The 13,368-nt window shown below is 48.5% G+C and carries 12 protein-coding genes; 6 read left to right on the plus strand and 6 right to left on the minus strand.

The window, feature by feature from the left end; all coding sequences use genetic code 11:
• Nucleotides 1-393 precede the first annotated feature (393 nt).
• The 4 genes from Pmgp_RS05325 (at nt 394) to Pmgp_RS05340 (ending at nt 5,955) form a co-directional block, all read left to right on the plus strand.
• Nucleotides 394-771 carry an RQC-minor-1 family DNA-binding protein gene (locus Pmgp_RS05325; RefSeq protein ID WP_282432878.1) on the plus strand — a complete coding sequence of 126 codons (378 nt, stop codon included), beginning with the start codon at nt 394-396 and terminating at the stop codon, nt 769-771.
• Between the two features lie 34 nt (nt 772-805).
• Nucleotides 806-2,407 (plus strand): SWIM zinc finger family protein, encoded by a 1,602-nt coding sequence (locus Pmgp_RS05330; protein WP_134212946.1) that lies wholly within the window; start codon nt 806-808, stop codon nt 2,405-2,407.
• Nucleotides 2,407-5,265 (plus strand): DEAD/DEAH box helicase, encoded by a 2,859-nt coding sequence (locus Pmgp_RS05335; RefSeq protein ID WP_134212947.1) that lies wholly within the window; start codon nt 2,407-2,409, stop codon nt 5,263-5,265. Before Pmgp_RS05330 ends, Pmgp_RS05335 begins: the two co-directional genes overlap by 1 nt.
• Before the next feature lie 510 nt (nt 5,266-5,775).
• The gene (locus tag Pmgp_RS05340) at nt 5,776-5,955 is read left to right on the plus strand and encodes a hypothetical protein (protein ID WP_153189187.1); all 180 of its coding nucleotides are present in this window, start codon (nt 5,776-5,778) and stop codon (nt 5,953-5,955) included.
• Nucleotides 5,956-6,593: 638 nt separating this feature from the next.
• Here Pmgp_RS05340 and Pmgp_RS05350 read toward each other — a convergent pair.
• Complete coding sequence (locus tag Pmgp_RS05350; protein WP_134212949.1) at nt 6,594-7,598, minus strand: sulfurtransferase; 1,005 nt, start codon at nt 7,596-7,598, stop codon at nt 6,594-6,596.
• Nucleotides 7,599-8,029: 431 nt separating this feature from the next.
• On the opposite strand from Pmgp_RS05350, the gene Pmgp_RS05355 reads away from it, so the two are divergent.
• A complete protein-coding gene (locus Pmgp_RS05355; RefSeq protein WP_134212950.1) occupies nt 8,030-9,013 on the plus strand; it encodes an MFS transporter in 984 nt (327 codons plus the stop codon).
• 106 nt (nt 9,014-9,119) lie between these two features.
• Here the strand turns inward: Pmgp_RS05355 and asnS are convergent, their stop codons facing one another.
• From asnS to Pmgp_RS05370, 3 genes are all read right to left on the minus strand, one after another.
• Nucleotides 9,120-10,511, minus strand: a complete 1,392-nt coding sequence (gene asnS, locus Pmgp_RS05360) for an asparagine--tRNA ligase (RefSeq protein WP_134212951.1) — start codon at nt 10,509-10,511, stop codon at nt 9,120-9,122.
• Nucleotides 10,512-10,850: 339 nt separating this feature from the next.
• A complete protein-coding gene (locus Pmgp_RS05365) occupies nt 10,851-10,973 on the minus strand; it encodes a S26 family signal peptidase (protein WP_134212952.1) in 123 nt (40 codons plus the stop codon).
• 128 nt (nt 10,974-11,101) lie between these two features.
• A complete protein-coding gene (locus Pmgp_RS05370) occupies nt 11,102-11,308 on the minus strand; it encodes a type II toxin-antitoxin system HicB family antitoxin (protein ID WP_134212953.1) in 207 nt (68 codons plus the stop codon).
• A 463-nt stretch (nt 11,309-11,771) separates the two neighbouring features.
• Between Pmgp_RS05370 and Pmgp_RS05375 the strand changes: the two genes are divergently transcribed.
• Nucleotides 11,772-12,593, plus strand: a complete 822-nt coding sequence (locus Pmgp_RS05375) for an ABC transporter substrate-binding protein (protein ID WP_134212954.1) — start codon at nt 11,772-11,774, stop codon at nt 12,591-12,593.
• Nucleotides 12,594-12,618: 25 nt separating this feature from the next.
• On the opposite strand, the gene Pmgp_RS05380 is transcribed toward Pmgp_RS05375, so the two are convergent.
• Nucleotides 12,619-13,014 (minus strand): MarR family winged helix-turn-helix transcriptional regulator, encoded by a 396-nt coding sequence (locus Pmgp_RS05380; RefSeq protein WP_243119739.1) that lies wholly within the window; start codon nt 13,012-13,014, stop codon nt 12,619-12,621.
• 103 nt (nt 13,015-13,117) lie between these two features.
• Nucleotides 13,118-13,198 carry an ArsC/Spx/MgsR family protein gene (locus Pmgp_RS20820; RefSeq protein ID WP_134213039.1) on the minus strand — a complete coding sequence of 27 codons (81 nt, stop codon included), beginning with the start codon at nt 13,196-13,198 and terminating at the stop codon, nt 13,118-13,120.
• Between the last annotated feature and the right edge of the window lie 170 nt (nt 13,199-13,368).

Raw genomic sequence — 13,368 nt, forward strand, 5'->3', positions numbered from 1 at the left:
TACTTGATTTTATTGGCTTCGGTACCCGTAATTTAAGGGAACCGGTTCCCAAACTACCATCCATCATCCATATAGTTCCTTAACTGGAATTATGGCTGTTCGGTGGTCCTAAATCTATTATACGAGGGAACTATAAGTGAAAAATCCATCTCTTGATCGTGCCGGCAGGAGACGTGCCAAATGAGATATAAACTCTATCTCCATAGGGGCTGGTTATATGCCCTTGTTTTTCAGACAGGGTGTCATCATGTAAACAATATTCGGAGGAGCAAATGTGGGTAAAATGATGTCATAAGCCTCCGGGGTAAGCAAGAGTTAGATTGGCGGCGTAAAGATGATAACACCGTTGTTGAATTAGCAAAAGGATTATGGGAAAATCTTAAAGAGGGGCTTATAAAGAAAGGTTATCTGGATATCGAGTATAACGGCAGGCTGCCTGTGATCATTTTTACTGATAGGGGCTGGGAAATTGAACGGGACACTTTCTCAGATGAATTGCTGGAAAAACTCGGGTCACTGATTCCGGGCGGGGATTACAGCTTTGTAAATGAGCTGAAGGACAGAAACAGGGGCATGATCCTGTTGTTGATTGATAAGATCAAAAAATCCGGGGAAAAGGGGTTTATTCCGCTTTTACAAGCCTGGATGGAGATAGATTACAGGAAGGTCAGGGAGGAAATAGCCAAAGTTATAAATCATCTTGAAAAAAGCGGCGACTTGCCTGATAAAGTGATTTCCCTTCACGAATACAGGCTTAAAAATAAGAAATAAAGAAAACCAACTATAAAGTTAAGGGTGTCCGAACATGTTTAAGGAATATATTTCTGACGAGAATATGATCAATATGGCTGCCGAGGTAGCCCGGTCCATGGATCCGGAATTATATGAAAAAGGAAAAAATTATTACAATTGTGGCCGTGTTGATTGGGCCAAGTTATTCGGGCCAAGGATTTACTCCGTTGTTGATGACGGCAAAAAAAATACCGTGATCATCCACATTAATGACTTTTCCAAAAGCACCTGCACATGTGTAAAAAAGCATTTTTGCGAACACATAGCCGCGGTTTTTCTTCATTACTACGAGCCTTGGCTGATGTCAAATGAAATTTTATCTAATATAAATTCCACCTTGGGTAAAAAAACATCCAACGAAAATTCCCCTCTCCAGTTAAAAAATCAGGTTTTGGACATTCCAGTCACAGAAGAAGGGCCGGTTGAACGCTGGTACGAGTATTTTGAACGTGAATACGGCCGGCTGAAAGAGACCCCGAAGAAGTATTACCAGCAATATATGGAGTATCAATTGGACGAGTTGTACTACTCGGACAGGCAGTTTTATAACTTTATCGCCACAGTGTCCGTCCACAGCAACAACTGGCCTTCTCTCAACAGAAACTTATACCGTTTACACAGCATACTCTTTTTTATGACCAGGCTGGAAAAGAGTACGGATAATGTGAGCTTGTCATATATGGGCAGTTATCAAATCGAAAGAATTGAAGAAGACTTTATGGAGGCGCTGGATTCAGTAATGTCCGTCAAACGTCGGGAGAAATTCCGGTCATTTTTTCAGAAAGCTGTAGAATTGGTACGCGAAAACTTCCTGCGGGAGAAAGAGCAGCTGTTTGCCTGGATTTATATATACCGGCTTATATGCGACACTTTTTTGGACAGCCAGGGGGTGGTAAGCGAGACGGCTTGCCTGGAAGAATTAATGAGGGGGCTTAAGGAGAACCAGCAGGGGTATTATTACGCGGCCCTGGGGCTGGCCTGCCTCAAAATGTCGGCGCACAGGAGCGACGATGCCCTGGCTGTACTGCAAAAGCTAAAAGAAAAAAGATTTGAAGATATGTTTTTTTACCTGCAGAACCTTGCCGGGGCGAAAGAATGGGAAAAACTCCTGGTCTGGCTCCGCTGGCTGGATAACGAGATAAAAGCGGCAAATCCTGTTTTTCTTGAAGGTGTCTGCGACTACTGTATCCTGGCGGCTAAAAACAGTCAGGCCGGGGACGAGTTCATTAAGCTCGTCAAGTCCTGGCTTCCCCGCAGTTTCGATTCCTATGCCGGTTACCTCCTGGCGGCGGGCCTGTTCAGGGAATGGGTTGAGTTAAACATAAGTTACGGGATTTACTGGCAGAGTATAAACAAAGGCGCCTTAAGGCACCTGGAGTCACGCGAGCCGGCTGTTCTGATACCGCTTTACCACCAGTGGGCGGCGAGGCTGATTGAGGAGAAAAACCGGAGATCTTACCGTGAAGCGGTCAGGCTGCTGAAAAAACTGCGCGGTCTCTACAATAAACAAAAAATGGGCAAAGAATGGAATACATTCATTGCCCGCTTAGCTTCACGCTACCCGCGCATGAGGGCGTTTCAGGAAGAATTGCGGAAAGGAAAGTTGATTTCATAATGGCGGATAACAGCATCTACGTTTTTTCGGAGTGGGTTTCCGGTAAAGGCTTCGTACTCTGGGACGGCGGAGGGGGAACAAACAGCGGCGATTTGAAGTACCTGCTTTTTGCCTGGCACAAGCCTTCTTACTACGGGACATTTATTGACACCGTCAGCCACCGGGGCAGGCAGGCCGTTTTTCTTTCCCCCCTGACTTCCCTGGACTTCTTCACCACGCAGACCTGGTCGGGAGAGACGGACTGGCGGTGGAGCGAGGAGATCGCAACGCTGAGGGAAACAGCCCCACATCTCAAGACAGCCCTGGCCTGTGGAAAATGGAAGCCGGACTTTTACAAATGGCGGGAGGGCAGGAGAGGGTGGGTTGTAGAATGGGGCGGCGACCCGGAATTCAATGATATACCGGCCAAGGCGCCGTTTATTTATGAATGGGCTGACTTGATTATCAATGAACTGATTGAACAATACCCGGAAATCGGCCAAACCTGGGATAAAATCCTGTCGTCCTACCCTGCGCTTACTCCCGTCCGGACAGACGCACAGCCTTTAACCTGCGATGAAGAAACTTGGCTGGAAGCCGCCGGCTGGAAGCAGGACCACACGCCCTTCAGGGTCTGCCTGGAACTGGCGGAACCGGAAGGAGACAGCCCTGCCTGGCGTCTCAATATTATTTTGCAGGACAAGCACGATCGTAATATTGTGGCTGCCTGGGAGCCCGGAGAACCGGACCGGTCAGTTGAAATGCCGCCGGACTGGCGGCATCACAGTGGCCGGATCGAACGTGAGATAAAAAGATGGACAAGTGTCCTGCCGTGGCTGGAAGATACCGGAGGGGAGCAGCCTGAGGGCACGGCCGGACTGCGCCTGGACCTCAGTGAGGAAGAGGCCTGGGAGTTTCTCAACACCGGCGCCATCCAACTGGCGCAGGCCGGGCATACTGTCTTTCTGCCCGGGTGGTGGGAGGAAGTAAAAAAGCTCGTGCCGGCGCTTAAAATCAGGACCCGCTCCTCTGTAGGCTCCTGGAAGGAGAGCCGGCTGGGACTCAGCCAGATCATTCAGTTTGACTGGAACCTGGCTGTTGGCGGCCTGGAACTGTCGGAAGAAGAGTTCAGGAAGATTGTTGAAAAAAAACGGCGCCTGATCCGGGTCCGGGGTAAATGGATTCAACTCGACCCGTCTTTTTTAAAAAAAATTCAGCAATTCATCCGGAAAAAAGACGGAGTTTCACTGGGAGAAATCCTGCATTTGAGCCTTCTTGACCAGGATGCCCCGCTTTCAGCCAAACAGGAAGCGGGCGCGGCAGATGCGCTGCGGATCGAGGTGGAACTTGGCGGACAGCTGGCGCAAATGGTAGAACAGCTGCACAACCTTTCCCGGATTCCCGTCCTCGAAGCCGCGGCTTCTTTCCGGGGCACGCTGAGAAAATACCAGCAGGCGGGGACTTCCTGGCTGTTGTTCTTGCGCCGTTTCGGCCTGGGCGGCTGCCTGGCCGATGACATGGGCCTGGGGAAAACTATACAGTGGATTGCCTACCTTTTAAAAGTCAAAGAAAGCGAGAATTCAGCGCTACCGTCACTATTGGTATGTCCGACGTCAGTCCTGGGCAACTGGCAAAAAGAACTGGCCCGCTTTGCCCCGGAACTTAAGGTGCGGCTTCATTATGGCCCGCAGCGGGCGAAAGGCTCTGATTTTCTCCCGTCCGTCGAGGGAGTTGACCTTGTGGTTACTTCATACAACCTGGCCCATATAGACGAAGAAGAATTGTCCATGGTGGAATGGGACTGCGTCTGCCTGGACGAAGCCCAGAACATCAAGAACACCTACACGAAACAGGCCGCCGCGGTACGGAGGTTTAAAAGCGGCCACCGCGTCGCCATGACGGGAACCCCCATGGAAAACCGCCTCACCGAGCTATGGTCGCTTTTCGACTTTATCAACCCCGGCTACCTCGGGAGCAGCGGGGAATTCAGCCGCAAGTTCGTCAATGTTATTGAGAAAAAAGGAGACGCGGCAGATATCGGGCGAGTGCAAAAGCTAATCCGGCCTTTCCTGCTGAGGCGGGTTAAAAGCGACCCGGCCATTGAGCTGGACCTTCCGGAAAAGCAGGAACATAAAGAATATGTCCCCCTGACAGTGGAACAGGCGTCCCTCTATGAAAGCGTTTTGCACGACCTGTTTGAAAAGCTGGAAAACTCAGAGGGCATGGCCCGCCGCGGGCTGATCCTGTCAACCCTGAGCAGGCTGAAACAGGTCTGCGGCCACCCGGCGCTTTTGTTGAAAGACAGCCGGCCTGATAATATCAGCGGGCGTTCCAAAAAAGTGGAGCGCCTTTTAGAGATGATAGCCGAACTGCGTCAGCAAGGGGACCGCTGTCTTATTTTCACGCAGTTTATCAGGATGGGCCAGTTGCTCCAGGAGGTATTGATGAAAGAACTGGGAGAGCAGTCTTATTTCTTGCACGGCGGCACTCCAAAGAAGGTCCGGGATGAGATGATTGACCGTTTTCAGGACTTAAATGCCGTGGACAATTGTAATATCTTCATCCTTTCCCTGAAAGCCGGCGGTTTGGGGCTGAACCTTACCGCCGCAAACCATGTCTTTCATTATGACCGCTGGTGGAACCCGGCTGTAGAGAATCAGGCCACCGACCGCTCCCACCGGATTGGACAGACCCGTCATGTGATGGTCCACAAGTTCATCAGCCTGGGCACGATGGAGGAACGTATCGACGAAGTGCTGGAGCGTAAGTCAGGCTTAAGCGAGCAGATTGTAGGCGGCAGTGAAGCCTGGATCACGGAAATCTCCACCGGTGAGCTGCGGGAGCTTTTCGCCCTCCGCAAGGAATGGGTTGGTTTATAATCAAAGGCAGGTGTCATTCGTAAGGAGGTTGTAAGCAGCTACAAAATAGTTAAATAAAAGTATGTAAAGAATGATAACTCATTGACACGAACATCTGTTCTATTTCATAATGGACACAGGAGGTGAGTGGCATATGAGAGTTAAGTAAAATTTAGAGAGGAAAAGGTTTCTAAGCAGTTACATCCGATGAGGCGTCGCAAAGACACGCGGTGAAAGTCGGGCGCGGAGGTTATATCAACCAGGCGGTGGGTAACACCCCCTTCCGGGCAGAACCCAGCACTCAACCTAGCGTTTGATAGGTAAGAGAATTAGAGAAGGTTTTATCTTTCCGCTAGGGATGTAATCTATCAAGCATTAGGTTGAGTGTTGGGGCGGCATTTCTGCCACCCGGAATATGGACGAGAGTCCATAGCTCAGCAGTTGAATCCTGTGAAACTGCCTCCCGTATAGTCGGACGGGAGAGAAATCTAAACAAATGATTTGTTTAGATTTCAGAAACCAGGTCTGAAAGTGGGACGAAAAAAAAGAGAGAAGAAAAAGAAAAAGCGCCGGGTTGAGGAACCCGTCAGTGCCGTGCCGGGAAACACCGCCGGAAAAGCCACTCAACCGAAACAGCCGAATCTTAGCCACCTGTCTGCCGAATGGCTGGAATTTTACAGTTTGGTAATTAACCGGCTAAGTTTGCAGTAATGAACAAGGATGATATTTAATAATTCCTCTCAATCGCCAGTGACGTTTTACCAATCCTTCGCGGACCTGCCAGTATAACGCTCTGACCTTCAGCTAAGCGTGTTTGGAGAGAAGAAATAAAGTTCTCCCTATCAACAATTTCACTCTCTGGCACTGGCCCTCCCATTGGAAACAGCTTGCAGTTGGCATTCCATCCTTGCCCTTCCCGACAATCGATAGCCTATGGCCGGCCGGATGAAGAAGATCTGGCAAAGGCAAGAAAATTCGGCGTTATAATTCAAAAAGAGTGCGATCTCTTGACTAACCAAAATGATGTTAGAGAAATAAATAATATATATTGGTCGCAAGCGATGGAAAATCTGCAAAAAAAGTGCTTGGGAAGAAAAGAACCCGAGTTTTATTTGTCGTCCTAAGGTCCGACATCCAAGAACGATACTACCAGGGGCGTACGGACGGCTATCATGCGTGTGAGCATTTGCACTTTGCCTGGGCAGTGGTGGAATAGCGCGACGCGAAGCCCGTTTCCGTGCTGTGTGGGGACGGGCAAAAACGACATCGGGGGGCCAATTCCACCAGCTTATCACCAGGAGCCGGGTAATCTGACTTTCCAAAGTAAAGTATGAGTTTTTCTCGATTATTTAGGAATTTGGCTTGATGATCTGCTTTTGCTCGCCGCACTCGATAATCAATGGATGTTCGCGCCACTCAATAATTCCGCCGTCGTAGATTTTGACGTTGGAGTAACCTAAAAGCTCATGTAAAACAAACCAAATCAGTGGTGAATGGAAGCCGTCCTGCCCATAAATATAAATTGTTTTATCCGCTGTCACTCCCTTGGCTGCAAAGATGGCCTGTAATTCGCTGGCGGACTTGAAAGTCCGGTCCTTGTTGAACACTTCCTCCATGGCGATATTGATGCTTTGAGGGATATGCGCGGCCAGGTAATATTCATGCGGCCGGATGTCCAAAATAGTGATCGCTGGAGTATAATTAACTACGGCGTCGATCACTTGGTCCAGGCCGGCTATGTACTCCATATTAGCCCTGCTCAGGTCGAAGGTGAATAAAGTAGGCTGGCTGGGTGGTGCCGCTGTATCTACCGGAAACCCCGCTGCGCGCCATGTCTCGATGTCTCCGTCCAAAACCTGGATTTGGTTGGCTGAGCCAAACATTTTCATCATCCAGTAAAAACGTCCCGCGCCTTCATTACCGTAGATAATGATTCTTTTTTGATTATCCACACCCTTACGCCGCAAGACCTCTTGAATCACCGCCGGTGTGCCGATCCGGCCGTAATAGTTCGGGTAGTCGTACTCACAATTCAAGATATAGGCGGCGCCGGGGATATGGCCCACCTGATAGGTAGCTGCAAAAACCTCGTAGCTGCTGCCGAGGGTATTAATGAGCACCACATTGGGATCGCCTACAAGCTCTTTTAGCTCATAAATACTGATTAAAGCTCCAGGGTTCTGGTACCGGGAAATTTTAGCCGCCGCCTGGATCACCGGATTGTCTTTAGCCTGGGGCAACACATTAGCCGCCTGCCTGCTCCGGGCGCAGTTGACGATTATCGCGGTTAAAGCAACAACGATCATAGCGGCCGTCAGGAGATACGTAAGAAGAAGCAGTTGCCGGTTGTTCATTCCCCTTTCTCTCCTTAGATAATAATTGGCTTAACGAAACTTTTTAGTGAACCTGGCGGTGGAGGCACGGCGTTATCAAAGCGCACTACTTTACTGGCCGGGAGAGGATTCTTTAAGGGAATTGTATGCTGTGCAGCCGGTTTTATACCAATTGCTTCGCAGTAATTCAACAATTCAACAACCGGCACAATTATTTTTCAGGTTTTGAAAAAGGGCTTGAAAGTAGTACACTACTTGGAATGCTTTAGGCCGATCTTGATGCCTCAGGTATATAACATTTGATATTTTAATTTAAATTTGCCTTTAAACCAGGGGAGCCTTGATGGTTCCCTTGGTTATTTTTTTATGGAAAGAGAGGTGGCAGAGCGTAAGAATAAATAACCATCCAAGCATTGACACTGAAAAATTAATGGAAAGGGTGTATAACAATTATGTTTTGGATTAATAAAAATTATTTTCTTTTGTGGACAGGGCAGCTGGTTTCCCAGCTGGGGGATAAATTCTACGCCATTGCCCTGGCCTGGTGGGTGCTGGAGAGGACAAACTCACCGGCCGTGATGGGCTTTTTCATGGTTGTGTCAGTATTGCCGGAATTGTTGTTCGGGCTGATAGCGGGAGGCTTTATTGACAGGTGGAACCGCAAGACTATTATTGTTGCGGCGGACATATTCAGGGGGCTGACAGTAATCACGGTTACATTACTGCTGACGGTGGGCCTGCTGGAGGTCTGGCATGTTTTTGTCGCCGCGGCTGTTATTTCACTTGCTTCCGCCTTCTTTAACCCTTCGGTGATGGCTGTAGTACCTCAATTGGTCGAAAGTGACGAGATCCCCAGGGCCAATTCCCTAAGCCAGATGATCGGCGGCCTGGCCAGTGTCGCGGGGCCGGTCCTGGGGGCCGCGCTTGTCGGCATAGCCGGTTACTGGCCGGTGTTTCTGACGAACGGGCTGTCTTATCTTGCGGCAGCCTTGCTGGCGTCTTTTATCGGCTTGCCGCGCGGCTCGCAGGCTGGACATAAAGCCAGTTTGCTGAAGGAATTAAAAGATGGTTTTAAGTTCATATCAAAAAACAGGTTAGTATTCACTATCTTATTGGTCATTGGCATTGTCCATGTCTTCTACGGCAGCCTGGCGGTGGGCATGCCGTTCCTGGCCAAAAGCTTGGCGGGAAACGGTATCCGCAACCTGGCTTATTTTGAAACTGCCATGGGAGCGGGTATGATCCTGGGAGCAGTGCTGATTGGACACCAGAAACTAAAAAGCGTAAACACCAGGCCTCTGTTTGCAGCCATCATTACATTTGGGCTGTGTTTCACCCTTTTGGGGCTTGCCAGGAGCAATGGCATTGTCATCAGTTTGCCCTACATAATGATTGTTCTTTTCATCGGCATGGCTGTCGCGGTCGGGCTGCTTTAGTATAGAAATATATGCCGGACTGATATTGGTCATAACAAAAAAAGAACTGGCACATTAAACACCAGTTCCCTGTATTGCGGCAAGCTGTGATTTGAGCGCACGTTATTTAGAACTCGGCGTTTTTAGGGGTTCTGGGGAAGGAGATAACATCGCGGATGTTGGTCATCCCTGTCAGGTACATGATCAGTCTTTCGAACCCCAGGCCAAAGCCCGCGTGCCTGACGCCCCCGTATTTGCGGAGATCCAGGTACCACCAGTAATCTTCTTTATTTAATCCCAATTCGTCCATCCTTTTTGACAGGTAGTCCAGCCTTTCTTCTCTCTGACTCCCGCCGACGAGCTCACCGACGCCCGGCACCAAAAGGTCCATGGCTGCGACAGTCCTGCCGTCATCGTTCAGCCGCATGTAAAAAGCTTTGATTTCTTTCGGGTAATCTGTTACGAAAACCGGCTTGCCGAAGTGTTTTTCGGTAATGTACCGCTCATGCTCGGTCTGCAGGTCGATGCCCCATGCAACAGGGTATTCGAATTGTTCACCGGATTTTTTCAGGATCTCCACTGCCTGACTGTAAGTTAGATGGCCGAAATCGGATTTAACGATATTTGTAAGGCGCTCCAGCAGCGACTTGTCGACAAAGCTATTCAAAAACTGCATTTCTGCCGGGGTGTTTTCCAACACATAGCTTACTATAAACTTAAGCATATCTTCGGCCAGGTTCATGTTTTCCCTGAGCCCGGCAAAAGCGATCTCCGGCTCGATCATCCAGAATTCAGCCGCGTGACGCGGTGTGTTGGAGTTTTCAGCCCGGAATGTAGGGCCAAAGGTATATACTTTGTTAAAAGCCATACAGTAGGTTTCCGCTTCTAACTGGCCGCTTACCGTTAAGTTTGTTTCTTTGCCGAAGAAATCTTTGGTGAAGTCGACCGCCCCTTTTTCATCACGCGGGGGCTTGTCAAAATCCAGGGTGGTTAACCGGAACATTTCTCCGGCGCCTTCCGCGTCACTGCCCGTGATAATGGGTGTGTGTACGTGAACAAAGCCGTTTTCCTGAAAGAATTTATGGATGGCGTAAGCGGCGACCGACCTGATTCTGAAGACCGCGGAAAAGGTGTTTGTACGGGAGCGCAGGTGAGCAATGGTGCGCAGGTATTCAAAGGTGTGTCTTTTTTTCTGCAGAGGGTAGTCCGGCGCGGAAAGTCCTTCGATTTCTATACACTCCGCCTTTAACTCGAAAGGTTGTTTGGCCCCGGGGGATTCTGTAAGTTGGCCCGCCACCTTTATGGCTGAACCGGTGATCAGCTTAGATACTTCCTTATAGTTGGCCAGGTTTTCGTCAAATACAACCTGGAGGTTGGAAAAAAAAGTCCCGTCATTGAGTTCTATAAAACCAAATGTCTTAGAAGACCTGAGTGTCCTAACCCAGCCATTTATTTGTATTCTTTGATGCAGGTATTTTCCCTTCCCCGCATACAGTTCCTTCACCGTAGCTGCTTCCAATTCAAGTTCCCCTTCCCGGTAATGACTTATGTGGAGATATTTATTTTCCCCTTCATTTTTTACCCTGATTTTAGCAATTATTCTTTTCTATTATTTTATTTTTTTGTACTTATATGATCAAGTAGAGATACACAACCCCCTTTGGATATCGTCGCAGTTACATACAGAGCCTTTTTCTTTTTTATACTTACAGAGGTATGTTCAAAGGCTTCATTATGAAAAAGGCTTTACAAGATTGGATGCAACAGAAACCTCATGGTTTCCTCTCCCCAGGTGATATCCAAGAGAGGGTAGAGCCCTTCCTGCGCCAAAAAAAAGCCGGTGTTTAAACACCAGCTATTAGTTTATTGTCCCTATATCAGCAAAGGGATAAAAGCGAAATTCAGCCTTGCCGATTATGTTTTGAACAGGCAGGGGGCCCCAGTATCTGCTGTCATTGCTTTTGTTCCGGTTGTCACCCATGAGGAAAATATGGATATAACAAGCGCTGTTACAATAATTTTGGCATATTCAATGATAACGGCCTTATAATTATCTCCATTGTATTCACTGCCTTTTAGAAAGTAAAAGACGCCCTTAAGCGTCTTTTTTTAAGGTTCCGGTACCGGCTGACCCGATTTCAGCCGGCTCTCGATCCAGCTTTTTTTGGCTTCCTCCAGTTTGGCCATGGCTTCCTGCGGCGTTTTGCCCTCGGCCACACAGTCAGGCAGGGCGGGAATCGCGGCAGCCCACGCCCCGGCAGCGCCTATCATCTTTACTTCATACTGCAGATTGAGGTAATAGTTTAAGTCTTTCATAGCACTTACTATAATACCACAAATAAATTTAAAAAGCTATACAGCTACGGTCATGCAGGTCTGATTGAATTTCAGGAAAGGTTCTGTTAATATATTTTTGTACACTGAAGAAAGGGACGGGTAGAGAGGAATGAGGAACAGCTAGTTCTGGAACAAACAAATGTTTAGAGAGTTGCCGGGGGCAATTCTGTTCCGGGATGGGTTATCCCCGCCTTGTATTTAAATATGCCCGTTGTTTACAGAGTTCTTAGCAGTATACCATTTTGTTAAGGTCTTCTGCCATTTTGGCGGGTTTTTGCGAGGATAATCCTCCCGAAAAAATAATTCGGGGGGGATTTTTTTTGTTTTTAATTCAGACAACAGGAATAAACGGTCATGCTTTCGAATCATACCAGGAGATATTGGACATGACGCTGAATTTATGGGAAAGCCGCCGCGGCGGTCCGGGCGGGTGAGGTAGGTTATGAGCAGGATGCAAAGAATAGTTTCTTTAGTTCCTTCGTTTACGGAGATGCTGTACTTTTTGGGCCTGGAAGAGCGGTTAACGGGAGTAACGGAGCATTGCGATTTTCCGGAGGAAGCTAAAACCAGGGCTAAAGTCGGAACATTCGGCCAGCCGCGGCTGACCAGGATTCTTGCTCTTCAGCCGGACCTGGTGCTGGCTGACGCGGCTTTGCACAAGGCGGTCTCAGGTGATCTGAAAAACGCCGGAGTTGAAGTAATTCCCTTTACTCCTGTAAGTGTGGACGATATCTTTTGGGTGATGAACGAGATCGCGCAAGTTTGCGATGTTGAAGCCGCTGTGCGGCCGCTGATCGATTCGATGAGGGAGAGGGTGGAGCAGCTTGGCCGGAAGTCCGGCCATGGAAGGCCGAGGGTTTTCCGCATAATGAGCATGGACCCCATTGTTGCACCTGGGCCCGGGTCATTTCAATATGACGCGCTGCAAAAGGCCGGCGCCCAAATGATGGTTTTCCCAACGAAGGATCCTTACATTAAGGTGGCGCCGGAGCAAATCATAGCATTCGATCCGGAAGTGGTTTTGTTTTGCGGTGTTGCTAAGGGGCAAGCGCCGCCCCTGAGATGTAAAGGCTGTGTTGCCAAAAGACCCATATGTCAGAGGACAGTGGATGATATCATAAGAAGAGAGTGGGCGCAAATAACGGCCTTCCGTGAAAACAGGGTTTATCCCATACCCTGCCATACGATATGCAGGCCCGGTCCCAGGTTGATTGACGGCATGGAAAAGTTGCACAGCCGCTATTTTTATGTGACACTGAAATAAAGACAAAGAAGGAGCCGGAGATTAATCAACAACACTTATTGGGCAGGCTTTTTACCAGTATTTCAAGGCTTTCCAGCACTTGTTCCCGCTTTTCCGGGGGAATGGCTTTGAAAGCATCCTGGTAGAATTGTTCCATACCGCTCTCTATATTTACAAAAAGTTGGCGGCCCTGGTCAGTCAGCCCGATGCTCAGATACCTTCTGTCCTCAGGATCTGTTTCTCGTGTAACCAAACCCTGCTCCACCAGGTTGTTGACAGTCCTGCTCATAGTGCTCTTATCCAGTCCCAGTATGCCGGCCAGGTTATTGACAGAAATACTGCCAACTCTGCCTATCTCCACCACAGCATGGCACTGGCTTAAAGTAACACCGCAGCAGGAAGCCTCACTTTTCTCCAGCAGTCCTAGTTTCCTGGTCAGCACCCTGACACACTCCCTCAGTCGCGACAGATCTTCTTGCGCAGGTATATGAAACACCTCCCAGGGGTATTGTATAATACAACAGTTGTATAATGCAACCCGTTTATTATAAAATTTCTTTAATTTGTTCCGGGTTGAAACCTACCACCAGTGTTTTTCCGTCAGTCAGCAGTGGGCGGTACATCATTTTGGGGTTGGCTGTTGCTTACATATTAGCATTTGGCATTTTATTTGAACAGAGGAAGAGATTTCTTATTTTAGGCAACCCTTATACGGTAAAACTACAGCTAACACAGAATTAACAATTATTATTCCATGTTAGTTTTTATATTGAATGGAGGAGTTTTTATAGAACTT

The sequence above is a fragment of the Pelotomaculum propionicicum genome, from assembly GCF_004369225.1.
In the GTDB taxonomy this organism is placed as follows: domain Bacteria; phylum Bacillota; class Desulfotomaculia; order Desulfotomaculales; family Pelotomaculaceae; genus Pelotomaculum_B; species Pelotomaculum_B propionicicum.

What these genes read in the sequence shown, in the direction of transcription:
- Pmgp_RS05335 (WP_134212947.1), top strand. Translation starts at nt 2,407, where the DNA reads ATGGCGGATAACAGCATCTACGTTTTTTCGGAGTGGGTTTCCGGTAAA.
- Pmgp_RS05375 (WP_134212954.1), top strand. Translation starts at nt 11,772, where the DNA reads ATGAGCAGGATGCAAAGAATAGTTTCTTTAGTTCCTTCGTTTACGGAG.
- Pmgp_RS05350 (WP_134212949.1), bottom strand. Translation starts at nt 7,598, where the DNA reads ATGAACAACCGGCAACTGCTTCTTCTTACGTATCTCCTGACGGCCGCT.
- Pmgp_RS05365 (WP_134212952.1), bottom strand. Translation starts at nt 10,973, where the DNA reads ATGGGTGACAACCGGAACAAAAGCAATGACAGCAGATACTGGGGCCCC.
- Pmgp_RS05370 (WP_134212953.1), bottom strand. Translation starts at nt 11,308, where the DNA reads ATGAAAGACTTAAACTATTACCTCAATCTGCAGTATGAAGTAAAGATG.
- Pmgp_RS20820 (WP_134213039.1), bottom strand. Translation starts at nt 13,198, where the DNA reads ATGATGTACCGCCCACTGCTGACTGACGGAAAAACACTGGTGGTAGGT.
- Pmgp_RS05355 (WP_134212950.1), top strand. Translation starts at nt 8,030, where the DNA reads ATGTTTTGGATTAATAAAAATTATTTTCTTTTGTGGACAGGGCAGCTG.
- Pmgp_RS05330 (WP_134212946.1), top strand. Translation starts at nt 806, where the DNA reads ATGTTTAAGGAATATATTTCTGACGAGAATATGATCAATATGGCTGCC.